Genomic DNA, 23,918 nt, shown 5'->3' with positions numbered 1-23,918 from the left:
CGACCGGCTTTGGCGTTGGCTAGACACCCAGCGCAGCGTCGAGGTCAGCGATGAGGTCGTTGACGTCCTCGATGCCCACGGAGATTCGGATAAGCCCCGGGGTGATTCCGAGCCTGTCGCGCAGGTCTTGGGAGAACGACGTGTGGGTGGACGTCGCAGGGTGCAGCGCCATCGACCGGGTGTCGCCGATGTTCGTCATGTGGCTGATCACCCGCAGCCGGTCGAGGAACCTCCCGGCACCCGCCTCGCCGCCCCGCACCGTGAAGGAGAACACGGATCCGCTGCGCCCGACGTAGAGCGTTTGAGCGAGTTCGTAGGCGGGGTTGCCGGGCAGGCCCGCATAATCCACGCTCTCTACGCGCGCATGACCGGCGAGCCACCCGGCGATGGTCAGTGAGTTCGACAGGTGCCGCTCCATTCGCAGGGACAGCGTTTCGATGCCTTGGTGCAGCAGGAATGAGTTGAACGGTGACAGGGCCGGGCCGATGTCGTTGACGACGGCCTCCCGGGTGGCCCGCGCGTACGCCGTCTGACCGAACTTCTCAGCGATTGACGGCAGGCCGCCGGTCGACTGGGTGATCAGCGGGTACGGCCGGTCGGCGGCCGCCCAGTCGAAGCTGCCGCCGTCCACGATGGTTCCAGAAATCGCGGCGCCATGGCCGCTGAGGAACTTGGTCGACGAGTGCACGACCACATCCGCGCCATGTTCGAACGGCCGGATCAGGAACGGTGACGCAATCGTGTTGTCCACCACGAACGGGATGCCGTGCCGCTTGGCGACTGCGGCCACCCGGCCGATGTCGACGATGTCGTTCTTGGGGTTGGGGATCGTCTCGCTGAAGATGGCCTTGGTGTTCGGTTGGATGACGCGGTCCCATTCGTCATCATCGAATTCGTCCCAGACGTAGTCGACGGTGACCCCGAACCTGGCGAAGCTGCGGCCGAAGAGGATCCGGGTGCCGCTGTAGATGCTTGCTGTGGAGACTATGTGGTCGCCGTGCTGGGCGATGGAGAGAAGGGCTGCCGTGATGGCTGCCTGGCCCGAGGCGACCACAATGGCCTCGGTGCCGCCTTCGAGGGACGCGATCCGGCGCTCGGCCACGTTGCCGGAGGGGTTTCGCTGCCGGGAATAGATGAGGCCGTCGGCCTCGCCGGCGAAGCGGGCGCGGGCATCCTGGAAGGAGTTGAATCGGTAGCCGGCGGTCATATTGATGGGGGGAATGCGCGCTCCGCTGGTGCGGTCGTCGTATTCTCCGGCGTGGACCTGTCGGGTGTCGAAGGCGTAGCCGGCCCAGTCGTATTCGGGACCGAGGGCGTCAGGGGTAACGGCCGGGTTTTCGGAGAGAGGTGGACAGGTGTCGGTCATGAGGGCATGGTCGCTTTCAGTCGGTGCACGGCCGCTGCCATCTGCAGCACTGCCTGTGTGAGGATCGGGCGCGGCATGGCGAAGATCAGCCTGGCGTGTCCGGCGTAGCCTCGCCCACAGAGCGATCCGTCGGTCAGGGTCACTCCCGCTTCGGTGCGGAAGAAATCGGCAATGGAACCCTCAATGCCGAGCCTGGAACAGTCCAGCCAAGCAATGTAGGTGGCGTCCGGCGCCGTGTATCCCACCTCGGGCAGGTGCTCGGCCAGCAGGTCGCCGAGCAGCGCGCGGGTGCCGTCGAGGTAGTGGATGACCTCGGCCAGCCATCGGTCGCTCTCTGCGTAGGCCGCGGTCGCTGCAATAACCCCCAAGGTGGAGGCGCCGTGCACAACCGAGAAACCATAGACCTGATAGATCTCCTCGTCGGCCTGGTTGGTGGTGATGAACTGGGCGGTCTTCAGCCCCGGCAGGTTCCAGGCCTTCGACGCGGACGTTGCCGTGATGGTGTGCCGGGCGGTCTCCGGCGAGATCGACGCATAGGGGATGTGCCGCGTGTCGCCGTAGCGCAGGGGCGAGTGGATCTCGTCCGCGAAGACGCGTCCGTTGTGGCGTTCCACGATCTCGGCGATGTCTTCGAGCTCCGACCGGTTGAGGGCCGTTCCGGTGGGATTGTGCGGGTTGCAGAGCACGAGCGTGCGTGCGCCGGCGTGGAAGGCCGCGTCGATGCCGGCAAGGTCGTGACGCCACCGACCGTCCACTGTGATGCCCGGCACCTCGTGGATTTCCCGACCGAGGGTGGGCGTGAAGCTGAGGAAGGGCATATACGAGGGAGTGGGGATGATGACCCCGCTGCCGTCCGGCGAGAACCTGCGCACCGTCACGTCGAAGGCCGCCATGACATCGGACACCGGGTGGATGTTCTGCCACGGAACCTCCCAGCCGGAGTCTCGGCGGAGCCATTCGGCCGTTGCCTCCGCCATCAGCCGGGTGGTGGTGGGGGCGAGGTAGCCGAGGTCACCGGCAGCCACCGCCTGGCGGAGCGCAGCGGTGATGGCTGGAGACGTACCGAAGTCCATCTCCGCCACCCAGGCGCCGATGGTGCCGGGGTGCAGGCTCCATTTTCTACTGCTCGAGCGCGAGAGCGACTCAAGCGTGATCTCGTCGAAACGTGAGGTGGTCATCTGGGTTCTCCCGTGCTGGTGGGGGCTGGCCGCTTTCCAAGACCCTAGTTAGGCCGAGTGAAGTGGGCGAAACCCAGACGACGCACAGCGACATTTTTCGGCCGTCCGACTGCGCTCACGCATGCCCATCAGGTCTTTCTTTACGTTGTGTGTCACCGGGAGGCAGATTGTTGCGCATCGGCTGGGAACGGTCGGCAGTCCCGCTTACCGTCAAGGCATGAAGACTCGGACATCCCTCAACGCACCCGAGCACAGTGACCACCTTGTCCTCAGCGCCATGGTGCGCACTCTCGGTGCCTTTCCGTCCGGCTGGCGGTATCCAGGCGCGCACAAGGATCCGGCCAAGGACGCCGAGGCTCTCAAACGGGTGGCCAAGGCCGCCGAGAAGTCAGGATTTGACTTCCTTTTTCTGGGCGACTGGCTCTCCGCCGACATCGACTTGGAATTCTCCGACCCGCACCTGCTGTCTCGAGCGGACTCACTCAGCACTGCGTCCTATCTAGCCGCGTCGACTCGGCGGATCGGGATAGTGGGCACTGTGAACGTCGCGCATTCCGAGCCATATGCCACAGCCAGGTCTGCAGCCTCCATCGACCGGCTCAGCCACGGCAGGTTCGGGCTGAACCTCACTGTGGGCACGGATGCGCGTGGTGCGGCCAACTTCGGCAAGGCCGGCTATTCGCCGGAGTTCGACCGTTTTGAAGTAGCGGATGAATACGTGCAGGTCCTGCGCGGGCTGTGGGACGGATGGGACGACAGCGCGTTTGTGCACGACACCGAATCCGGGGCGTTGATCGACCGGTCACGGGTCACGGCACTCGACCATGTCGGCCGATCCTATGCCGTGGCGGGGCCTCTCAACGTGCAGCGACCGGTTCAGGGCCATGTGCCCCTGATGCACGCGGGCACCTCTCGCCGGGCGCTGGAGTTCGCGGCGGAGTTCGCCGACATCTACCTCGCCGCTTCCGCCACGCTCGACGAAGCCAGAAACCTGTACGCGGAGACCAAACTGCGCGTCGGAGCGTTAGGTCGTCCGTCCGAATCGTTGTCGATCATCGCCCCACTTCTGCCCGTGGTGGGGGAGACCCGGGCCGAGGCGTACGAGGTGTACGACACGCTGGTGGAACTCTTTCAGGTCGACGACGGCAGTGACAGGGCCGCGAAGCTGGACCTACCGGCGAACAGGAGTGCGCAGAGCCTGCGTCAGCTCGTGGGCCTGCCGCTGGCCGACCGCAGCATCGACGACGTGGTGACGGCGCCGACCGCCGCACGATTCAACAACACCGGGCACCGCCTCCTCGACGTGGTCGCCGACCGGTCCGGACGCCGTGTCGGTGGGGACCGGCCGGTCACGTATCGGCACCTGCTTGTGGCGCACCTCGTGCGATCGCCACTCGTGGTGGGGTCGCCGGCGGACATCGCCGATCATATGGAACGCTGGTTCCGGGCCGGCGCTGTGGACGGATTCGGCATCCTCAGCGCGTTTCTGCACGAGCAATTCGAATCGTTCACGCGGTTGGTCGTGCCCGAGCTTGCCCGCCGTGGCCTGGTGCGAGGGAACTACGCGGCCAGCACGCTACGCGGCCACCTCGGGGCCTCACTTCCCGGGCGCCGCTGATGTCGACGCCCAACCATCACTACCTCGACGCCTCGGCCGCCGAGACGAAGCGCAAGGCCGCCCTCGCCCTCCCCATCCGGTCAGCGCACGCCGGCGCACCCGCCGATGTGTCCACGACGATACGCGCCACACTCGCACAGCTGGGGCCCGAACTTGTGGCGTTGTCCCGGAGCATCTTCGATCATGCGGAGGAAGCCTTCCGGGAGACGGAGAGCGTCGCCGACATCCGTCGTCTGCTGAGCGCGCACGGCATCGAATCCCGAGGCGGCGCCTACGGGCTACCCACCGCGTTCGAAGCCGAGATCGGGGACCCAGCGGGGCCCACGGTGGCGATCCTCGCCGAGTACGACGCTCTGCCGGGCATCGGCCACGGCTGTGGACACAACATCATCGCCGCCGCGGCGGTCGGCGCCTTCTTGGCGTTGGCGACGGTGGCCGATCAGTTGCCCGGCCGGGTGGTGCTGCTCGGCACCCCGGCCGAGGAGGGCGGCAACGGCAAGGAACTGCTCGCCAGGGCTGGTGCGTTCGACCTGGTGGATGCGGCGATCATGGTGCACCCCTTCGGGTACGACGCTGCAGACCACCCGTTCATCGGCCGTCGGATCGTGCGAGTGCGTTACACCGGGGTGGCCGCGCACGCCTCGGCGAGTCCGTTCATGGGCCGCAATGCTCTCGACGCGGTGGCCCTGAATTACCAGGCCGTCGGGTTCTTGCGCCAGCACCTTCCCCCGGGGGATCGTATCCACGGGGTGGTGCTGGCAGGTGGGGACCGGCCCAACATCGTGCCTGCGTTCGCCGAGCTCGAGTACTACCTGCGCTCGCCGGCGGTGGAGACCCTCAAAGATCTCAGCGAACGGGTGGAGGACATCGCCCGGGGCAGCGCCCTGTCCACCGGTACCACCGTCGAGGTGCTCTGGGATCCGTCGCCATACTCGCTGCCGATCCGGTTCAACCAGCCGTTGACCGCGCGCTGGGCGGTGCGCCAGGCCGAGCTCGGTCGCACCGTGCTCACCACGGCCGTCGTGCCCAGCGAGCTCGCCGCATCCACCGACTTCGGCAATGTCTCCGCGCGGGTGCCCGCCATCCATCCGGTCATCCGGGTGAGCCCGCCGAGAATTTCACTGCACACGCTGGAGTTCGCCGACTACGCCCAGGGGCCCGACGGCGACCTGGCCGTGCGAGACGGTGCCGACGGTTTGGCGCTCACCGCGGCCGATTTCCTGTTCGACGAAGACCTGCGCAGGGCGGTCGCGGCCGACTTCGCCGCTGCCGGAGGAGTGCTCGATGTGGAAGGCTATTTCTCATGAGTCCGCGTGAATTCCCGATGATCCATGTCCTGCACGAGAACCCGGACTGGTTCGGTCCGTTCCAGGCAGCGTTCGAGGCGGCCGGGGTGCCGTATCGGGAATGGCTGCTCGTGGACGGGGTGCTCGACCTGGACGAGGCACCGCCGGCGGGGATCTTCTGGTCGCGTATCAGCGCATCCGCCCACACCCGCGGGCACGGCCTGTCGAAGGACTACACCCGCAGCGTGCTCAACTGGCTGGACGCTTACGGCGCCCGCACCGTGAACGGCCGGCGCACCATCGAGCTCGAGATGAGCAAGGTCGACCAGCTCACCCGGCTGCGCGCGCAGGGCTTCGACGTGCCGCGCACCCGTGTGGTTGTCGGCACCCACCTGCTCGTCGAGGCCGCGCAGGACTTCGCGACCCCGTTCATCACCAAGCACAATCAGGGCGGCAAGGGCCTGGGCGTGCAGAAGTTCGACAGCGCCGCCGAGCTGGCCGCGGCCATCGACGCCGGCCTGTACGAGGAGCCGGAGGACGGTATCTCGCTGTTGCAGGAGTTCGTGGTGGCGGCGACGCCCCAGGTGACCCGGGTGGAGATCGTGGGCGACGAGTTCGTCTACGCGATCACCGCCGATACCGCCCGCGGCGGCTACCAGCTCTGCCCTGCGGATGCCTGCGCCATCGACCCGAGCACCGGCGCGCTGCTGATGCCGCCCGGCGCCACCATCCTGCCCGAGGCCGGGCAGCAGATCTTCGCCCTGCGCGAGGGCTTTGAGAAGCACCCGATCATCGACCGGTACCGGGCGTTCCTCCGCGCGGAGGGCATCGAGATCGCCGGAATCGAGTTCATCGAAACCGCCGACGGCCGCCTGGTGACCTACGACGTGAACACCAACACCAACTACAACGCACAGATCGAGGCGGCTGCCCCGGAGAGCGGACCCGGCGCGATCGTGGCCTACCTGGCGGGTCTGCTCGCCGAGGCATACCCGGCGGTACCCGCCGTCGCCGGCGCATGAGCGGGCCGGTCGTGGGGGCAGTGCTCGTGCGAGCGGCCGCTCCACATGAGTTCGACCGGGTGGCCGACCTCGTCGAACTCGGCTTCCGCAACGGTCCGTACGGGCATTTCCCGGTTTCGGCGGCCCGCACCGCACTGGTGCGGGACTCCGCCGGCCGGGCGGCGGCGGGAGCCCTGCTGGTGGCTGTCGACGAGGGCAGTTCCGACGTAGGCAGTCCCGATCAGCGCGGTGCCGACGTCCCCGGGGTGTCGCTGCTCGGTACCGCCAGCCTGCTGCGCGCCGGCGAGGCCGGTAGCCGGCTGGCGCAAGCCGGCGAGGCCGAGTTGCGACTGATTGCCGTAGACCCAGGAGCCCGGGGACGCGGCATCGGCGAGACCCTCGTTCGCGCCGCCCTGGATGAGGCCACCCGGTGGGGCGTCGATGCCGTGGTTCTGGACACCGGCTCGCTGAACCTCCCGGCCCAGCGGCTCTACGAACGGGTCGGATTCCAGCGTCACTACGACCGCACTCCCGATGGTCTCGGCGGCCCGGGGACACCCGATGAGATTGCGCCCTTTGTGTACAGTTTCGCGCTGCACCCGCTGCCTACCGTGTAGCCAGAACGCAAGCATCGTTACGGTGTGTTGCGTGTGTGACGCTGAAGGGCACATCCGCAGCTGTCTGTGTTTGTGCCGACCGTAGCGTGCTGTCATGAGCACAGAGACGACACGCAACCCCAGGATCACGCCAGCGACGGATTCCGCGGCCACCGACCGGGCCGCCTTCGGCAGCGACTGGGAGGCCTGGCACGCCGGGCACGAGAAACAGCGCGCATCCGAGCACGGCTTCCTGGCCATCACCGGACTGCACTTCCTCACGGAGGAGCCGCAGCGATTCGAGGATGCGCCCGGCGCCTGGTCGGCCACCGCTGCCGGGCCTGTCGTCGACCTGGCAGAGGGAGAGGAGCTCGGTCTCGACGCCGGGCCGCTCACCGGACGCCACGCCTTCGGGCCGATCGCCGAACGAGCGGGCTTGAACGCCATCGCCGGTAACGCCGTGATCGAAGTCGCCAAGCGCGGTGGCCACATCGTGGTGCGTCCCAGGCATCCCGACACCGCCTTCCGGGCGGCGTACCAGGGCACTCCTACCTACCTGCCGAACCCGCGCTGGGTCGTTGACGCGCGATACCTGCCGTTCGAGACGCCGCGTGAGGTGACCGTGGGAGCCTCCGTCGAGGGCCTTCAGCACGTGTATGAGGCGCCCGGCGAGATCGAGTTCGAGTTGCGCGGTGAGACTTTCCGGCTCACGGTTTTCAACGGCTACGTGCCGGGCAGCTTCCTGGTGCTGTTCACCGACGCCACGAGCGGCATCACCACCTACGCAGCCAACCGCACGGTGTCCGTCGCTGCGCCGGACGCATCCGGCGTCACCAGCATCGACTTCAACCGGGCCGTGAACCTGCCCTGTGCCTACACCGACTACGCCACCTGCCCGCTACCGCCGGCAGAAAACCGGTTGCCGATCGGCATCGAGGCGGGCGAGAAGACGCCGCTGGACCGCATCACCGTGGAGCTCTGATCCGGCCGTGAAGTTCCAGGTCCTCGACATCATTCCGTACCTCACCAACCCGGTTACCGGACGGATCGTGTCGCCCAGCGACCGGTTCGCGCAGACCATCCAGGTGGCCCGCCGGGCCGAGGAACTCGGCTTCGACGCCTACTCGGTGGGGGAGCGGCACGCCGGCCGGTTCCTATCGTCCGCGCCGACGGTGCTGCTCGGCGCGATCGCGGCCACGACCTCACGCATCCGACTGCAGTCGGGCGTGACGGTGCTCTCGCTGCTCGACCCGATCCGGGTGGCCGAAGACTACGCCACCATCGACCAGATCTCCCGCGGACGGTTGGAGCTAACCATCGGCAAGGGCAACGAGGCCAAGCACTTCCCGCTCTTCGGTCTGCACGTGGAAGACCAGTGGGAACTCGTGGCTGAGAAGTACGAGCTGCTGCACCGGCTGTGGCGGGAGACTGGGGTGACCTGGTCGGGTGAGTTCCGGCCGCCCGTGAACGACATCACCACCCTGCCCCGCCCGTACGCCGGCGCCCCGCGGGTGTGGCACGGTTCGGCGACCACGCTGGCCTCCGCGGCGCTCGCCGCCAAGTGGGGCGACCCGCTCTTCACCGCCAACGCCATCCAGCCCCGGCAGAACTACTCGGTGCTGATCGAGCACTACCGCGACGAGTACGCACGGCACGGGCACGACCTTCGGTTCGCCTACGTGGGCTCCGGGTCCGGCAGTACCTTCATCGCCGATACCACCCAGCAGGCCAAGGAGCAGTACGGCCCGGTCTATGAGGCCATCGTCGCCGCGACGCATGTTCCGGGGAACAACACCCCGTTCCGCGATATCGACCACGCCGTCGCGGAGGGACCTGCGCTGGTGGGCAGTCCGCAGCAGGTGATCGACAAGATCCTCTCGTACCACCAGCTGTTCCGGCACGACCTCCAGTCGATCAGCCTGCCCACCACGGTGCCGTTCGAACAGCAGCTGGAGATCCTCGAACGGTTCGCCACCGAAGTGATCCCCACGGTGCGCCGTGAGGCTCCCACCACACTGTGGGGCGAGGACGACCCCTACGGCGCCCGGCCGGCCTTCGCCGGCGCCCAGGTGACGGATGCGGCGGGAGCGGTTTCGGCGACCTCGCGTCCCCGGCTGCACGCGGGCACCCCCGCCTGACCCTCGCCGGCCGGTCGGCTCGCCCGGTCGAGGGCCCGCGCGAGGTTCGCGCGTGCTGCGCCGTTTCGCGGGTGGCGTGCTACCCGCGAAACGGCGCGTTGCCCGCTCTTGGCGGAAGAGTCGCCATGGAGCCGGCTAACGTGGCGCCCGTGGCCGGTGGGTCGGCTCCAGCCAGAGCCGGCTCACGATGGTGGCCACGATGAGCAAGCTCAGACATACCAGCAGACCGGAGCGCAGGCCCACCTCTGTTGGCCGCGCGCCGGCCGTGCCCAGGAGGAGCCCGGTCGCCAGGGCCACGCAGAACGTGGCCGAGAGACGCTGGGTGAGCTGCAGGAATGAGGCGGCGACGCCCCGGACCGCATGCGCTGCGAAGCCCAGGGTGATCGCGCGCAGCGGCGGTTCCACCAGGCCGGCGGTGAGCCCGGCGGCGATCTCTGTCACCACGATCACCGTCAACAGTGTCGGGCCGGAGAGCCAGACCGTGGCCAGGCAGAGCACCGCAAGGGCCACCACCTGCACGGCCAGACCGATCGTCACGCTCGCCGGTCCGAGCCGGGCGAACAACCGGGAGCTGAAGGCGGAGGCGGCCAGTCGCGCGACCGCGCTCGGCACCAGTACCGCGGCGACGAGCAGCGGCGAGAGGCTCTGGCCCTGCAGTAGGAAGATCGTGACGATGCCGATGTGCGCGACGACGGCACCGAACCAGAGCAACGCGACGATGTTGCCGGCGACGAAACCGTTGGAACGCATCAGGGCGGGCACGAACAGCGGTGTCTTGCCGGTGCCGGCGTAGCGGCGTTCCCACAGCACAAGCGTGGCCAGGAGGAGCAGTACCGCGGCCACAACGGCGACGAGGACGCCGCCCGTGACTCCCGGGTCGATCACGGGCAGCGTGACGAGCACCACGATGGCCGCCAGCAGGGCGATGCCGGGCAGGTCCAGGTCGGGCCGGCGAGCCCTGCTCTGCTCCGCGGGCCGCAGGAACACCGCCAGGATGACGGTGACCAGAACCGGTGGAACGCTCAGCAGCACGACGGCCCTCCAGGCCAGAGCGTCCGGCAGTGCGGTCAGCACGATTCCGCTGGCCACTGGCCCGAGGATCGCCGCGGCGGCCCCGGCCATCGAGTACAGCGCCAGGGCCCGTACCCGGCCGGTCCCGGCGAACTCGTCCTGGATGATGCCGAGAACCTGGGCGCTGATCAGGCCCGCGCCGACGCCCTGCACCAGCTGGCCGGCGACGGCGATCCAGATCGTCGGTGCGAAGCCTGAGGCGACGGCGCCGAGCACGAACACGGCCAAGCCCAGCAGGAACAGGCCCCGGCGCCCGTAGGCGTCGCCGAGCCGTCCGCCGGGCACGAGCCCCAGCCCGAAGCTCAGCGAGTACGCGGCCAGGAACCACTGCACCCCGTTGGTCTCGGCCTGCAGCTCTGAGCCCAGGTAGGGCACCGTGTACGTGATCACGGAGGCATCCACCAGGGTGCCGAAGCCGGCGCCGAGGCAGCACAGCAGGGCGAGCCGCCGCCGTCGTTGGTTGCGGGTGTGGGTATCCGTCGTCATGGACTCTCCGTTCGTGATGGCGAGAATGGCAACGCAAAAGCGGCCGTATGGCTGCCTCGGCTGGGCCGAGGCCACCACACGGCCGCTCTTGCTAGGGGCGGGGTGCTAGCTGGCGCTCTTCCAGGCTCCAGTGAGCTGCTCGAGGCGGGAGTCCGCGCCCAGCGTCACACCGTTCACCGTGGGCTGGGTGCCCAGGATCGAGGTGAGCTCGTGCACCGGGATCTGGTAGTACTGCGAGGCGATCCGCTCCTGCGCATCGGCGAGCACGGTGGCGCGCGCGGACTGATCGCCGGTAGCCAGCTGCTCCTGCAGCAGAGCCTCAAGGGTGGGGTCGTCGACACGCAGGGTGTTGGCCGCCGCGCTGGAGAAGGTGGTGCGCAGCACGTCGCCGTCGGCGCGGGAGAGGTTCTGCCAGGAGATGTCGAAGTCCCCGCTGGTCTGCTTCTCGAGGAATGACGGTACGTCACCGCCCTGCAGGGTGAGCTTGATGCCCACGTCCTTGAGCTGCTGTTGCAGCAGCTCGAGCGAGGTCTGGTTCGGTCCGAAGTTGGTGATCCAGTTCACCACCAGGGAGAGTCGGGTGCCATCCTTTTCCCGGATGCCATCGGCACCGAGTTCCCAGCCGGCACCGTCGAGCAACTTGGCTGATTCGTCGGGGTCGAACTCGAAGTACGACGATTCGTCGGCGTACCCGGGCGTGGTGGCAGCGAGGATGCTGGTGCCCACGTTGAACTCGTCGTTCAGCGAGGTGTCGCGGATCTCGGCGGCGTTGGTGGCTCGGGCGATGGCCTCGCGCACGGCGATGTCGGAGACGATCGGCCGGGACAGGTTGAAGTACTCGCCGAAGCTGACGCCGGGATTGCCGCGGCTGACCAAGGGAAAGCTGCTCGCGGTGAGGGTGTCCACATCGACCGGCTGCACGCCGCCGATCACATCGACCTGCCCGGAGGTGAGGCTGCCGGTACGCACGGCGGGTTCCGGCACCACCTGGAAGGTGACGCTGTCGAGGTAGGCCTCACCGTCGAGCCCGCGGGAGGCAGGACTCCACGCGTAGCCGTCGCGGCGCTCGAGCACGGTCTCCACGTCTTTGGTGTAGTTGCCGAGTAGGAACGGCCCGGTGCCGACAACGGCGTCACCGGAGGCCCTGTCGTCGTAGGGCACGGCGAGGGTGGCGGCGCCGACGATGCCGAGCGGTACCGACGAGGTGGAGTTGGGGAAGGCGGCATTCGGGCTGCTGAAGGACACCTCGACGGTATGCTCGTCGATCACGGTGGTGGCCTGGTATCCCACGAAGGAGCTCACGGCCTGACTCTTGGGGCCTGCGGCGATGATGTCGTCGAAGGTGGCTTTCACGTCGGCGGCGGTGAACGGGGTGCCGTCGGAGAAGGTGACGTCGTCGCGGAGTGTGAAGGTGAAGACGGTGGCGTCGGCGTTGGCCTCCCAGCTGGTGGCGAGCCACGGCTCAAGTTCGTTGGTGTCGGGGTTCTGATACAGCAGTGAGTCGACCAGCTGGCGGGTGACGTACCAGGTGTCGTTGCCCGCTCCAGTGCCGGAGGGGTTGAGCGAGATGGGGTCGTTGGCGATGGCGAAGGTGAGGTCGCCGCCCACCACCGGGTCGGCATCCGTGCCCGCGGCGGGGTCGGATGCTGTGCTGGACGCCGAGCAGGCGCTGAGGACGATGGTGAGGGCGAACGCTGTGCCGAGAAGGGCGGTTCGCCCCCAGTTTTTGCTGGTCATGGAAGTACTCCTGGGTTGGGTTGGGTGTGGGTGCTGTGGAACGTTGGGTCGGACAGGTTAGGAGGTGGCCAGCGGCGTACGCCGGCCAGGGATCGCGTCGAGCAGTGCACGGGTGTACTCGTGCCGCGGAGACCGGAATACCTGTGCCACATCGCCGACCTCGACGAGTTCGCCGAGACGCATGACGCCGACTCGGTGGGCGATCTGGCGCACCACGGCGAGGTCGTGGGAGATAAAGAGGTAGCTCAGGCCCAACGACTGCTGCAGACTCGCGAGCAAGCCGAGGATCTGGGCCTGGATGGAGACGTCGAGCGCCGAGACCGGTTCGTCGAGCACCAGCAGTTCCGGGTTCACGGCCAGGGCCCGGGCGATCGCCACCCGTTGGCGCTGCCCGCCGGAGAGCTCCGCTGGGCGGCGGCCCAGTACCGTGGCCGGCAGTGCGACGACGTCCACGAGCTCGGCGGCGCGGGTCCGGCGTTCGGCCCCGCTGCCCAACCCGTGTGCGGTCAGCGGGTCGGTGATGATCTGGCCGATGGTCAGGCGCGGATTCAGTGATGCGTACGGGTTCTGGTGCACCAGCTGGATGCGCCGGCGCAGTTCGCGCAGGTCCCGGCCGCGGGAGGTGGTGATGTCGCGGCCGTCGAAGAGCACCTGACCGCTGGTGGCGTCGTCGAGGCGCAGGGCCAGGCGCGCGGTGGTGGTCTTACCCGACCCGGACTCGCCGACCAGGGCAAAGGTCTGCCCGCGGGGCACTGTGAAGCTCACCCGGTCCACCGCACGGTTGGCGGCTGCCCCGCGGGGACCAGGGAAGTCCTTGACCAGGTCGTTCAGGACGAGCACGTCGCCGGCGTGCTCGTCGAAACCGCTGGCCGCTGCGGGCCGGTCGCGCACCGTGAACGGGTCGCCGGGCGCGCCGCCGAAGACGCGGGCCCGGATGTCCTCGGCGAGCGGCTGGAGCTCACGGTCCACGTCGCCGGCCGCGTTCAGGCTGGGCGCCGCGGCGATCAATGCCTGCGTATACGGGTGACGGGGTGCACCGAGAACCTCGGCCGGGGTGCCCTGTTCCACCACGACACCCTCGCTCATCACCACGATGCGGTCGGCCCGGTCGGCGGCAATGCCGAGGTCGTGCGTGATCAGCAGCACACTCATGCCGGTCTCGGCGGCGAGCTCGTCGATGTGGTCGAGGATCTGACGCTGAACGGTCACGTCGAGGGCGCTGGTGGGTTCGTCGGCGATGATCAGGTCCGGGCCGCCGATGATCGCGATCGCGATCAGCACCCGCTGACGCATGCCGCCAGAGAGCTCGTGCGGGTACTGGGCCGCGCGCAGTTCGGGTTCGGGCAGGCCGGCCCGGCGGAGCGCTTCGACGGCGGCCGTCTCGGCGGTCTTGCGGTCGGCGAGGCCGTGGATGATCAGTACCTCGGCCACCTGGGTGCCGATTCGCTTCACCGGGTTCAGTGACACCGTCGGGTCCTGCGGCACCAGGCCGATACGGTGCCCACGCACGGCGCGCAGGTCCTTCTGGTCGGCACCGACCAGTTCCGTTCCGTTGAACCGGATGCTGCCGCGCACGATCTGCGCCTGCCGTGCGAGCAGCTGAACGATCGCGTGAGCCGTGGTGGACTTTCCCGAGCCTGACTCGCCGACGATCGCGACGCGCTCGCCGCGTTCGATGCGGAGACTCACGTCTCGCACGGCATCGACGGTGCCGGCAGCGGTGCGGTACTGAACGGCGAGGCTCTCGATGTCGAGCACCGGGACTTCCGGATGGGGAGAGGGAAGGGAGTGGCTCATCTGCTGCGCCTTTCGTCGGAGTCGAGCGCCCGGGAGATCGCGTTGGCGGCCAGCACGGTGAGGGCGATCACGATGCCGGGCAGGGTGGTGAGCCACCAGGCGGTGGTGAGGAAGTTGCGGCCGGTCGAAACCAACGAGCCCCACTCCGGCGCGGGAGGTTGGGCACCGTAGCCGAGGAAGCTCAGCGCCGAGATCGCAAGGATCGCCGTGCCGAACTCCAATGCGGCGAGCACCATCACCGGACCGGCCGAGTTCGGCAGCACATGCCGGAACAGCACCCGCGTCCAGCGGTTACCCGAGGCGAGGGCCGCCTCCACGTACACCGCGTTTCGCACCCGGATCACCTCGGAGCGCATGATGCGCGATACCGCCGCCACGCTGCCGAGGCCAACGGCGATGGCGACGTTCACGGTGCCGAAACCGAGCACCGTGATCAGTGCCAGCGAGAGCAGCAGGGCGGGAATCGAGAGCAGCACGTCGCTGATGCGCATGATCACGTCATCCACCCACCGGCCGATGAATCCGGCCAGCAGTCCGAGCAGCGAGCCGAGGAGCAGGCCGATACCAACCGCGATGAGCGCAGCCTGCAGGGTGAGGGCACTGCCGTAGACCACGCGAGTGAAAAGGTCGCGGCCGAGTTGGTCGGTGCCAAACCAGTGGTCGGTCGACGGACCGGTGAGCTTCTCGGCCGGTACTCCGTCGATCGGATCCTGGCCGGTGAACAGGCCCGGCGCCACGGTGGAAATCAGCACCAGGGCAAGCCAGACGACGGCGAGCACGGTGCCGGGGTGGCGGCGGATTCGCCGGAGCAGCCGGCCCAGGCGGCCGGCAGTGCCGCGGGCGGAGCCGCCGGGCGCGCGCCGACGGCTGGCGACGGCATCCGCGAACCTGTTGCCGGCCGTGGCGACGAAAGTGTCGGTGGTGGTGGCGTCGGCGCGGGTCATGCGGGCACTCCGGTCTGCACGCGGGCCACCCGCGGGCGGCCGATCACGATTCGGGGGTCGAGGATCGGGTAGATGAGGTCGACGAGCAGGTTGGTGACCACGAAGACCGCGGCGGCGAAAAGCACGATGCCCTGTACCAACGGGATGTCCTGCTGGGCGACAGCGGTCGCCGTCACGCGGCCGAGGCCTGGTCGGGAGAACACGGTCTCGGCCACGACGGTGCCCGAGAGGAGCTGGCCCACGATGAGGCCGGTCACGGTGAGAGCGGGGAGGGCCGCATTCCGCAATGCATGCCGGAAGTGCACCCGGGCGGGCCCGGCACCCTTGGCTCGCACGGTGTCGATATACGGCTCCCGGAGCGTATTGGCGAGGCTTTTAGAGAGCAGTTGTGCGATGGTCGCGCCGGTCGGCAGGGCCAGGGTGATGGCCGGCAACACGGTAGAGGCGAAGCCGACGTTACCCACGGCCGGGAACAACGGGAGGCCGAAGGAGAACCACTGGATGAGCAGCAGGGCGAACCAGAACCCCGGAATCGCCACGCCCAGCGGGGGCAGCGCCAGCAGCAGGCGGCTGAGCGCCCGGTTGCGGCTGAAAGTGGCGAGAATTGCGAGTCCGGCGCCGAAGACGATCGCGAGCAACAAGCCGAGAGCAGCGATTTGGATCGTGGACGGCAGTGCCTCGCCGATCAGCTCGGAGACCGGGCGGCCGGTGGGCAGCGACTGGCCCAGCTCGCCGCGCACCAGGCTCAGCAGCCGGTCGAAGTACTGCACGATCAGCGGCTTGTCGAGACCGAACTCGGCGCGCAGGGCATCCAATTGGGCCGGGGTGATGTCGGTGGCGTCGGGTCCGGCGATCAGCTTGGCCGGGTCGCCCGGCAGGGCGTAGAGCACGAGGAACGAGACGGTGTAGGCCGCCCACAGCACCCCGACTGCCTGAGCCAGGCGGCGTGTGATGTATCGGGTCAAGGTCGGCAACTTTCTCGTGAAGGAGCGGAAGGTGGGCTGGACACAGGCTAGGCAGCGAGGTCAATCCGGAGTCGGCATTGTTACCCGGCATTGCGCTCGTGACCTCGTGTTACCTGGCGGCAGCGGCCCGGCCCCGCGGCGTGCCTAGCGTGGGAAGCCCAAGCGCCCTAAGCACTCGAAAGGACAGCATCATGACCGCACGGTTCCACCTCGGCATCGCCCTCGACGGGGCAGGCTGGCACCCGGCCGCCTGGCGCGAACCGGATGCGCGCCCCGACGAGCTCTTTGACCTTGCCTACTGGGTGGACCTGGTGCAGATCGCCGAGTCAGCCGGCATCGACCTGGTGACCTTCGAGGACGCCTTCGGGCTGCAGAGCGCCGGATTCGGCGGCGTGGACGATCGCCGCGACGAGGTACGCGGCCGCCTTGACGCCCTGCTGCTGGCCACCGCGATCGCCCCGCACACCACGCGCATCGGCCTGGTGCCCACCGTGACGACCACGCACACCGAACCGTTCCATGTGGGAACGGCCACCGCGACCCTGGACTACGTGAGCGAGGGCTGGGGCGGCTGGCGCGTGCAGGTGTCCGGCCGGGCGCACGAGGCCGCGCACGTCGGTCGTCGTAGTTTTCTTGCGCTCGACCCCGCCGCGGTCGTTGCCGGCACCGACCCGGCTCAGACAGCGCTGATCGAGGAGCTCTTCGGAGAGGCCGCCGACACCGTGGAGGTGGCCCGACGGCTCTGGGACAGCTGGGAAGACCACGCCGTGATCCGAGACGTGCCGACCGGCCGGTTCCTCGACCGGGACAAGGTGCACTACATCGACTTCGCCGGCGACAGCTTCACTGTGAAGGGGCCGTCCATCACGCCGCGCCCGCCGCAGGGCCAGCCGGTGGTCTTCGCCCTCGCGCACCAGAAGGTGCCGTATGAGCTGGCCACCGCGGCTGCTGACATCGTGGGCATCACGCCAAAGGACGATGCGCACCTGGGCCGAATACTCGGTGAACTAGCGGATGCAGCGAAAGTCGTCATCCGCACCGCCCCCGAACCGCTGCGGGTCTGGTCGGAGGCCGTGGTCCTCATCGAAGACAGCCGGGAGGAGGCCCAGGCGGTGCTCGCCCGCCTCGATGCCGTGCACAAGGCGACGTACACCTCGGACACCGTGATCCTCGCCGACACCGCAGCGAATGTCGCGGCGCAACTGCTTGCCTGGCAGGCCGCAGGCCTCGACGGGGTGCGACTGCGGCCGGCCAGGCTGCCCGCCGACCTGGTGCGGATCAGCACGGAGGTGGTGCCCCTGCTCGCCGCCGCCGGGGTGCTTGACCGGCCCGCCGACGCCGCGACGTTACGCGCCCGGCTCGGCCTCGGCGTGCCGGAGAACAGATACGCCACACCGCAACCCACTGCAAACGACCTGATCGGAAGCGCGCGCTCATGACCCTCACCTCCGCGACCACCGCACCCACCCGCACCGAGCGCCCGATCAAGCAGGTTCACCTCGCCGCACACTTTCCCGGCGTCAACAACACCACGGTCTGGCGCGACAGCAACCAAGCCAGTCAGATCGCCTTCTCTTCGTTCCGGCACTTCGCCCAGAACGCCGAGCGCGGCAAGTTCGACTTCCTCTTCCTCGCAGAGGGCCTTCGGCTGCGCGAGCACAAGGGACTCATCCACGACCTCGACGTGGTGGGCCGTCCGAACACCCTCGCGGTGCTGGCCGGTATCGCCGCGGTCACCGAGCACATCGGCCTGGTCGGCACCTTGAGCACCACGTTCAACGAGCCCTACGAGCTCGCCCGGCAGCTGGCCAGTCTCGACCAGATCAGCCTGGGCCGGGCCGGCTGGAACATCGTGACCACCTCCGACGCCTTCCACGGCGAGAACTTCCGCCGGGGCGCCTACCTCGACCGGGGCGACCGGTACACCAGGGCCGAGGAGTTCGTTGAGGTCGCCCGTCGACTTTGGGATGCGTGGGCCCCGGATGCGATCACCGCCGACAAGGCTACCGGCGAGTTCCTCGCCGCCGACGCGCTCGGCCACGTCGACCACCACGGCCCGCAGTTCGACGTGACCGGGTTCGCCACGCTTCCGCGGTCCCCGCAGGGCAGCCCGGTGATCGTGCAGGCCGGCGACTCCGCCGATGGCCGTGACTTCGCCTCGCGCACCGCCGAGGTGATCTTCTCGTTGCACTCGGGGTTCGAAGACGGCCAGGCGTTCTACAGCGATGTGAAGGGCCGCCTGGCGGCCGTCGGGCGCCACCGGGATTCGCTCAAGATCCTGCCGGCGGCCACCTTCATCCTCGGCGACACCGAAGCGGATGCCAGGGAACGGTCCCGCGAGACTGCGCTGCTGCAGGTGAGCCCGCAGACCGCGATCGCATTCCTCGAACAGGTCTGGGGTACCGACCTGGGCGGCTACGATCCGGACGGTCCGCTCCCGGACATCGACCCGGTCACCAGCGACGAGGGCGTCACCCGCGGCCGGGTGAGACACGGCGCCGACCCGGCCGTCATCGCGAAGGGCTGGCGTGAGTTGGCCGAGGCCGAGGGTCTCAGCATCCGCGATCTGGTCATCCGCTTCGCTGCGAAGCACACCTTCGTGGGCACTCCAGTGCAGGTCGCGGAGACCATCAACCGCTACGTGCAGGAGGACGCCTCCGACGGCTTCGTGATCGTGGGCAGCACCAATCCCACCGGGCTCGACGAGTTCGTCGACCACGTGATCCCCGAGCTGCAGGAACGTGGCGTTTACCGCACCGACTACGAGCCCGGTGCGACCCTGCGCCAAACCCTCGGCCTGCCCGTCTGACCCGCAGCCACCCGCCGATACCCGCCTCACCCCGACCAAACCTGGAGAACCCGCATGACCGACATCACCAACACCACCACTGACACGACCGAGCCGAAGCTCGTGACCGCCGCGGAGGGAGCCGACTGGGTGCGGGACGGCGCCGTACTCATCGATGTGCGCAGCCAACCCACCCGAGAACGGGTCGGCGGAATCGCAGGCGCGATCGTGGTGGACCGGGAACGCCTGCCGGAGTTGTTCGGGGCGGACTCGCCCGAACGGCTCGCGCAGGTGCACTCCGAGGAAGACCCCATCGTGGTGGTCTGCGGCAGTGTGGTCGGCTCACAGCCCGTCGCTGATTGGCTGGTCGAGCACGGTCACACCGCTGTTGCCCACGTGGACGGCGGCTTCGACGCCTGGAAGGCCGCCGGGCAGACCGTGACGCCGGGAACCGAGTCGTAACCCACCGAAGTCAGGCATACGAAAAGCCCGACCGGAGCGCACGCTCCGGTCGGGCTCTTGTCGTGAGGTGGTGGCTCGACCTCAGCGCACCGCACCGGCGGCCGTGGCCGCCGGGACCTCGACGAGTCGCCCGGTCGCCACGTCGTAGATGAAGCCGTACACCGGGATGCCGGCCGGAACGAGCGGGTGTGCCTTGATGCGCTCGACGTCCTCGAGCACGCTCAAGGCCTGATCGGCGATCGTCAACCACGCGATGTTCTTCGCCTCTGCGGAGCCGGGGCCGGACCCGACTTCGTAGAACCCGTCTTCGCCCAGCGCTGCGGTCTCCAGGCTGTTGGCCAGGAGACCACGGATCACCTCGTCGGTGAAGAACTCCATGCCGCAGTTGGTGTGGTGGATGACGAACCACTCTTTGGTGCCCAACAGCTTGTAAGAGATGACCAACGAGCGAATAGCGTCGTCCGAGGCGCGCCCGCCGGCATTGCGAATAACGTGGGCATCGCCTTCGCTCAGCCCGGCATATTTGGCCGGGTCGAGTCGCGCGTCCATGCAAGTGAGGATCGCGAAGCCCCGGGCCGGCGGGAGTGCAAGTTCGGACTTGGCACCGAACGTGTCGGCGTAGGCGCCGTTGGCGGAGAGAACTTCTTCAAGCACTGTCATGGGGACGTCCTTCACAATCGGGTTATCCAGCCGGGGGTGGCGGGTTTGTGGTCAGGTGGTGATGGTTGAGTGCTCGCCCAGGTGGTGCCAGCTGCGATTGTGGTAGACGAGCGGGGCGGATGCCGCGGCATCTTCGGTGATCTCGGCGTCCAGGGCGTGTACGGCGACCACAGTAGAACTGCCGGCGGACATCCGGTTGATCACCCGCCCCCGGATCCACGCGTGAGCGCCCGGGAAATACGGTTCGCCCGTGTCCAGCCGGTCCCAGAGCGTCGTGTCAGCGAAGCGATCGATGCCGCTCGTGGCGCAGAGCTGGGCGATCCTCAGCTGATCGGAACCGAGCAGGTGCACCACGACGGTGTCCGCACGGTTGATGGTGGGCGCACTCGATGACAGGTCGGAAAGCGAGAAGACCAACAGGGGTGGTTCCGCGCTCACCGAGAAGACCGAGGTCGCGGTGAGGCCAACGGGACCGTCGCCGGCGTCGGCAGTGATGACCGCAACGCCGGCGGGGTGGTTTCGGAATGCGAGTTTGAAGTCGGCGGCGCTGAGGCCGCCGAACGGCTCGACGGCCGGGCTCACCTCGGTGTCTGTCGTGCTGTCAGGGAAAGCGAGTTTCTGAGTGCTCACGGGGTCCGTTCGGTTTCTGGATCGGGATTCCATCGTCTCGCCACACCACGATTGTGGTCGGGAGAGTTGCGGAATGTGACAGTGATTGCGGAATGTGACGGTGGGGGAATACCGGCGGGATGACGGGAAGGCCGGGGCGGGAGTGTCCCCGACCCGGCCTTCGCCGTTCTCACCAGCTGCGACGCCGGGAGCTATTCGCGCGGCAGGCCGGGCGGGTTGACCTCTGCCTTGGTCACGGCTTCGCTGGTCAAACCCCACCGGGCCAGGACCTCGCCGTACTCGCCGCCGTCGATCGCGGCGTTGAGCACCAGGTTGACGCCCTCGATCAGGCCGTTGCCCTTGAGGGTGCCGGCAGCGATGTTCGCGTGAGCCGGGTAACCGCCATTGAACGTGCCGACGAGCTTTGTCTCACCGGTCTGGGCGGCGGCGTATGCGGCGGTCGCGTTCGGTCCGAAGTTCGCGTCGGCCCGTCCGGACTGCAGCGCCAGGTTCGCCGCTGCAGTGTCGTCGAAGTACTGGTACTCCACAGGGTCGAGTCCGGCGGCGATGTTTTCCGCATCCCACGCCTGCAAGATCTTCTCCTGGTTGGTGCCGGAGCCCACGATGATCTTGAGGCCCGCGACATCCTCCGCTTCCTCGATGGAGTCGATCTCGGAGTCCGACTTCACGTAGAAACCGAGCAGGTCCTCGCGATAGCTGGCAAAGTCGTAGAGGTCCTTGCGCTCCTCGGTGACGGTGACGTTCGAGGTGATGAGGTCATACTTGCCCGACTGGATACCCAGCGGCCAGTCGGCCCACGCGGCCGGCTGCAGGTTGAGCTCGAGGCCCAGGCCATCGGCGATGAGCTGGGCGATATCGGTCTCGTTGCCGATCAGGGTGGTGTCGTCGTCGGCGTAGAGGCCGAGCGGGGCGACGTAGGGGCTCACCACGACGGTGAGCTTGCCGGTCTCGATGGGCTCGAACCCGCTGGCCTTGATGGCGGCGACGGCCTCGGGCACCTCGTCGAGACGGATGCGGTCCTGGTCAGGGCCGAGGTTGAATTCGACGGTGTCGCCGGCGCCGGCCGCCGCGGTGCTTTCCGACGTGCTGTCGGCGGGGGTGGCTTCCGCAGCGCTGTTGCCGCTCAGGACGGCCGCGGTGATTCCACCGGCGATGAGCGCGACGGCCGCGACTCCGCCGATCAGGACAGCTGTCTTCTTCTTGATTGCCATGGTGATGAACCTCTTTCGGGTGCTGTGGGTGTCGCTGTGTGGGATGAACGTTCGCCGGGGTGGCGAGCGTTGCGTTCTGCCCGGCGAGGTATCGTCGGGCAAGCTGTGGCCGGGAGGTCAGAGGACCTTGCCCAGGAATTCCTTGGTGCGCGGGTGGGTCGGCGAACCGAAGACCTGCGCGGGTGTACCGGTTTCGAGCACCTGCCCGCCGTCGATGAAGACGATGCGGTCGGCGACCTCGCGGGCGAATCCGATCTCGTGGGTAACGATGATGAGGGTCGTGCCGAGGGTGGCGAGGTCACGGATGACGTCGAGCACTTCGCCGACCAGCTCGGGGTCGAGCGCCGAGGTGGGTTCGTCGAACAGGAGCACCTTGGGGGCCAGGGCCAGCGCCCTGGCGATCGCGACCCGCTGCTGCTGCCCGCCGGAGAGCTGACGCGGGTACGCGTCGGCCTTGTCGCCGAGGCCTACCCTGGCCAGCAGCCCGAGGGCCAGTTCCCGACCGTCGGACTTGCTGACCCGTTTGAGGGCGACCGGGGCTTCGGCGATGTTCTCCGCGGCCGTGAGGTGCGGGAAGAGGTTGAAGTTCTGGAATACGACGCCCACCTGGGTGCGGCGTTTGAGGATCTCTTTTTCCTTCAACTCGAAGAGCCGCTCGCCGCGTTGTTCGTAACCGATGAGCTGCCCGTCGACCGTGACCCAGCCACGGTCGACGCTCTCGAGGTGGTTGATGGTGCGCAGCAGAGTGGACTTGCCCGAACCGGATGGGCCCAGGATCGCCACAACTTCGCCCGGCTGCACCGTGAGGTTCACGTCGTGCAGCACCTCGTGGCCGGAGTAGCTCTTGGAGACGCCCCGGATCTCGACCAGGCCCCGGGTGCTGGCATCCGGCGTCGTGCCGGTGGCTGCGGTGCCGGTGGCTGCGGTCTGGGTGGATGCGCTCATAGTCGGAAGCTCTCGGATTTGGCGTCGATACCGGTACCGACGGACGGTGTGGGGGCGGTGGGGGTGTCGTTGTCGTCGAGCCGGGCCCACTGGTCGGCCACCCAGCGCTTGGCCTTCTGGACCGGGGTGGGCGGCAGCACCCGTTCGGCTCCGCGGGCGAAGTGCCGCTCCACGTAGAACTGGCCGATGCTGAGCACCGTGGTGAGCACGATGTACCAGATCACGGCAACGAGCAGCAGCGGGATGACCTGCTGGTTGCGGTTGTAGATCACCTGGGCCACGTAGAACAGCTCGCCCAGCGCGATGACCGACACGATCGAGGTGCCCTTGAGTAGCCCGATGATCTCGTTGAAGGCGTTGGGCAGGATCGACCGGGCCGCCTGGGGCAGGATGATGCGCAGCACCCTGGTGTGCCGGGGGAGTCCCAGCGCTGCGGCGGCTTCGAGCTGGCCCTGGTCGACGGAGAGGATGCCGCCGCGGATGATCTCAGCGGAGTACGCCGCCTGGTGGAGCGACAGCCCGAGCACGGCGGCCGCGAATTGGCTGATCAAGGTGATGGTGTCAAAGCCGAGCAGGTAGGTGTCGGTGAACGGGATGCCCAGGCCCAGCTGGGGGTAGAGGTAGCCCAGGTTGTACCAGATGAGTACCTGCACGAGCAGTGGCACCGACCTGAAGAACCAGATGAACGACCAAGAGACCGAGTTAAGGATGGGCGACTTCGACAGTCGAGCCAGGGCCAGCAGGGTGCCGAGGAGGAACCCGATCGAGCCGGCCACGGCGGTCAGCGCCAGGGTCAGGCCCAGGCCGCGGAGGATGGCCGGTGCGAAGAAGTACTTCGCCACGATGTCCCAGCCGTAGCGGTCGTTCGTCGCCAGGCTCCAGAGGAACTGCAGCACGACGAACAGCACGAGGGCGCCGAAGATCCAGCGCACGTAGTGCCGGGTGTGCACGACCTTGAGGGCGCTGTAGTCGATGTCGGCGCGGTGGCTGCCACGGTTGACCACGGCGGGAGGTGCCTGTTGCACGGTGTCGGTCATGG

At 68.1% G+C, this 23,918-nt stretch carries 21 protein-coding genes; 9 read left to right on the top strand and 12 right to left on the bottom strand.

The features are described from left to right. Window positions 1–19: 19 nt before the first annotated feature. Together PA27867_RS11180 and PA27867_RS11175 are read right to left on the bottom strand one after the other, a co-directional pair. On the bottom strand, window positions 20–1,366 hold the full coding sequence (locus tag PA27867_RS11180) for an O-acetylhomoserine aminocarboxypropyltransferase/cysteine synthase family protein (RefSeq protein WP_066596363.1): 1,347 nt from the start codon (window positions 1,364–1,366) through the stop codon (window positions 20–22). Continuing rightward, window positions 1,363–2,544: a MalY/PatB family protein gene (locus PA27867_RS11175; protein WP_066596362.1), complete on the bottom strand. Its 1,182-nt coding sequence runs from the start codon at window positions 2,542–2,544 to the stop codon at window positions 1,363–1,365. The genes PA27867_RS11180 and PA27867_RS11175 overlap by 4 nt, the downstream gene beginning before the upstream one ends. Before the next feature lie 217 nt (window positions 2,545–2,761). Between PA27867_RS11175 and PA27867_RS11170 the strand changes: the two genes are divergently transcribed. The 6 genes from PA27867_RS11170 (at window position 2,762) to PA27867_RS11145 (ending at window position 9,183) form a co-directional block, all read left to right on the top strand. Further along, complete coding sequence (locus PA27867_RS11170) at window positions 2,762–4,162, top strand: NtaA/DmoA family FMN-dependent monooxygenase (protein WP_066596361.1); 1,401 nt, start codon at window positions 2,762–2,764, stop codon at window positions 4,160–4,162. After that, complete coding sequence (locus tag PA27867_RS11165) at window positions 4,162–5,469, top strand: M20 family metallopeptidase (RefSeq protein WP_066596359.1); 1,308 nt, start codon at window positions 4,162–4,164, stop codon at window positions 5,467–5,469. The genes PA27867_RS11170 and PA27867_RS11165 overlap by 1 nt, the downstream gene beginning before the upstream one ends. Then, complete coding sequence (locus PA27867_RS11160; RefSeq protein WP_066596357.1) at window positions 5,466–6,470, top strand: ATP-grasp domain-containing protein; 1,005 nt, start codon at window positions 5,466–5,468, stop codon at window positions 6,468–6,470. The genes PA27867_RS11165 and PA27867_RS11160 overlap by 4 nt, the downstream gene beginning before the upstream one ends. Next, entirely contained in the window at window positions 6,467–7,066 is a 600-nt protein-coding gene (locus PA27867_RS11155) for a GNAT family N-acetyltransferase (RefSeq protein WP_066596355.1), read from the top strand. The genes PA27867_RS11160 and PA27867_RS11155 overlap by 4 nt, the downstream gene beginning before the upstream one ends. A 94-nt stretch (window positions 7,067–7,160) precedes the next feature. Beyond that, window positions 7,161–8,027, top strand: coding sequence for a DUF1684 domain-containing protein (locus tag PA27867_RS11150; RefSeq protein WP_066596353.1), 867 nt, complete (start codon window positions 7,161–7,163; stop codon window positions 8,025–8,027). A 7-nt stretch (window positions 8,028–8,034) separates the two neighbouring features. Further along, complete coding sequence (locus PA27867_RS11145; protein ID WP_066596352.1) at window positions 8,035–9,183, top strand: LLM class flavin-dependent oxidoreductase; 1,149 nt, start codon at window positions 8,035–8,037, stop codon at window positions 9,181–9,183. A 135-nt stretch (window positions 9,184–9,318) separates the two neighbouring features. Here the strand turns inward: PA27867_RS11145 and PA27867_RS11140 are convergent, their stop codons facing one another. The 5 genes from PA27867_RS11140 to PA27867_RS11120 form a co-directional block, all read right to left on the bottom strand. Next, window positions 9,319–10,740: an MFS transporter gene (locus PA27867_RS11140; protein WP_084021025.1), complete on the bottom strand. Its 1,422-nt coding sequence runs from the start codon at window positions 10,738–10,740 to the stop codon at window positions 9,319–9,321. Window positions 10,741–10,845: 105 nt separating this feature from the next. After that, complete coding sequence (locus PA27867_RS11135; protein WP_066596351.1) at window positions 10,846–12,477, bottom strand: ABC transporter substrate-binding protein; 1,632 nt, start codon at window positions 12,475–12,477, stop codon at window positions 10,846–10,848. Between the two features lie 57 nt (window positions 12,478–12,534). Continuing rightward, window positions 12,535–14,274, bottom strand: coding sequence for a dipeptide ABC transporter ATP-binding protein (locus PA27867_RS11130; RefSeq protein ID WP_066596350.1), 1,740 nt, complete (start codon window positions 14,272–14,274; stop codon window positions 12,535–12,537). Beyond that, window positions 14,271–15,218 (bottom strand): ABC transporter permease, encoded by a 948-nt coding sequence (locus PA27867_RS11125; RefSeq protein ID WP_084021023.1) that lies wholly within the window; start codon window positions 15,216–15,218, stop codon window positions 14,271–14,273. Before PA27867_RS11125 ends, PA27867_RS11130 begins: the two co-directional genes overlap by 4 nt. After that, entirely contained in the window at window positions 15,215–16,183 is a 969-nt protein-coding gene (locus PA27867_RS11120) for an ABC transporter permease (RefSeq protein WP_066596347.1), read from the bottom strand. Before PA27867_RS11120 ends, PA27867_RS11125 begins: the two co-directional genes overlap by 4 nt. Window positions 16,184–16,374: 191 nt before the next feature. Here PA27867_RS11120 and PA27867_RS11115 point away from each other — a divergent pair, with 191 nt between their 5' ends. Genes PA27867_RS11115 through PA27867_RS11105 form a run of 3 tightly spaced genes read left to right on the top strand, consistent with a single transcriptional unit; the run spans window position 16,375 to window position 19,433 of the window. After that, the gene (locus PA27867_RS11115) at window positions 16,375–17,622 is read left to right on the top strand and encodes an LLM class flavin-dependent oxidoreductase (protein WP_066596345.1); all 1,248 of its coding nucleotides are present in this window, start codon (window positions 16,375–16,377) and stop codon (window positions 17,620–17,622) included. After that, window positions 17,619–18,992, top strand: coding sequence for an NtaA/DmoA family FMN-dependent monooxygenase (locus PA27867_RS11110; RefSeq protein WP_066596343.1), 1,374 nt, complete (start codon window positions 17,619–17,621; stop codon window positions 18,990–18,992). Before PA27867_RS11115 ends, PA27867_RS11110 begins: the two co-directional genes overlap by 4 nt. A 54-nt stretch (window positions 18,993–19,046) precedes the next feature. Continuing rightward, a complete protein-coding gene (locus PA27867_RS11105) occupies window positions 19,047–19,433 on the top strand; it encodes a rhodanese-like domain-containing protein (protein ID WP_066596340.1) in 387 nt (128 codons plus the stop codon). Window positions 19,434–19,514: 81 nt separating this feature from the next. Here PA27867_RS11105 and PA27867_RS11100 read toward each other — a convergent pair whose 3' ends face one another. The 5 genes from PA27867_RS11100 to PA27867_RS11080 all read right to left on the bottom strand — a co-directional run bounded on the left by PA27867_RS11100 (window position 19,515) and on the right by PA27867_RS11080 (window position 23,916). Continuing rightward, window positions 19,515–20,108 carry a carbonic anhydrase gene (locus PA27867_RS11100; RefSeq protein WP_236900689.1) on the bottom strand — a complete coding sequence of 198 codons (594 nt, stop codon included), beginning with the start codon at window positions 20,106–20,108 and terminating at the stop codon, window positions 19,515–19,517. Between the two features lie 36 nt (window positions 20,109–20,144). Then, complete coding sequence (locus PA27867_RS11095) at window positions 20,145–20,723, bottom strand: flavin reductase family protein (protein ID WP_335582754.1); 579 nt, start codon at window positions 20,721–20,723, stop codon at window positions 20,145–20,147. Window positions 20,724–20,914: 191 nt separating this feature from the next. Further along, window positions 20,915–21,934 carry an ABC transporter substrate-binding protein gene (locus PA27867_RS11090; RefSeq protein ID WP_066596337.1) on the bottom strand — a complete coding sequence of 340 codons (1,020 nt, stop codon included), beginning with the start codon at window positions 21,932–21,934 and terminating at the stop codon, window positions 20,915–20,917. Window positions 21,935–22,051: 117 nt separating this feature from the next. Then, complete coding sequence (locus PA27867_RS11085) at window positions 22,052–22,879, bottom strand: amino acid ABC transporter ATP-binding protein (RefSeq protein WP_084021019.1); 828 nt, start codon at window positions 22,877–22,879, stop codon at window positions 22,052–22,054. After that, on the bottom strand, window positions 22,876–23,916 hold the full coding sequence (locus PA27867_RS11080; RefSeq protein ID WP_066596336.1) for an amino acid ABC transporter permease: 1,041 nt from the start codon (window positions 23,914–23,916) through the stop codon (window positions 22,876–22,878). Before PA27867_RS11080 ends, PA27867_RS11085 begins: the two co-directional genes overlap by 4 nt. Between the last annotated feature and the right edge of the window lie 2 nt (window positions 23,917–23,918).

The sequence above is a fragment of the Cryobacterium arcticum genome, assembly GCF_001679725.1.
In the GTDB taxonomy this organism is placed as follows: Bacteria; Actinomycetota; Actinomycetes; order Actinomycetales; family Microbacteriaceae; genus Cryobacterium; species Cryobacterium arcticum_A.
Note: the sequence above shows the minus strand (reverse complement) of the source record. Positions and strands in the feature narration are given on the sequence as shown.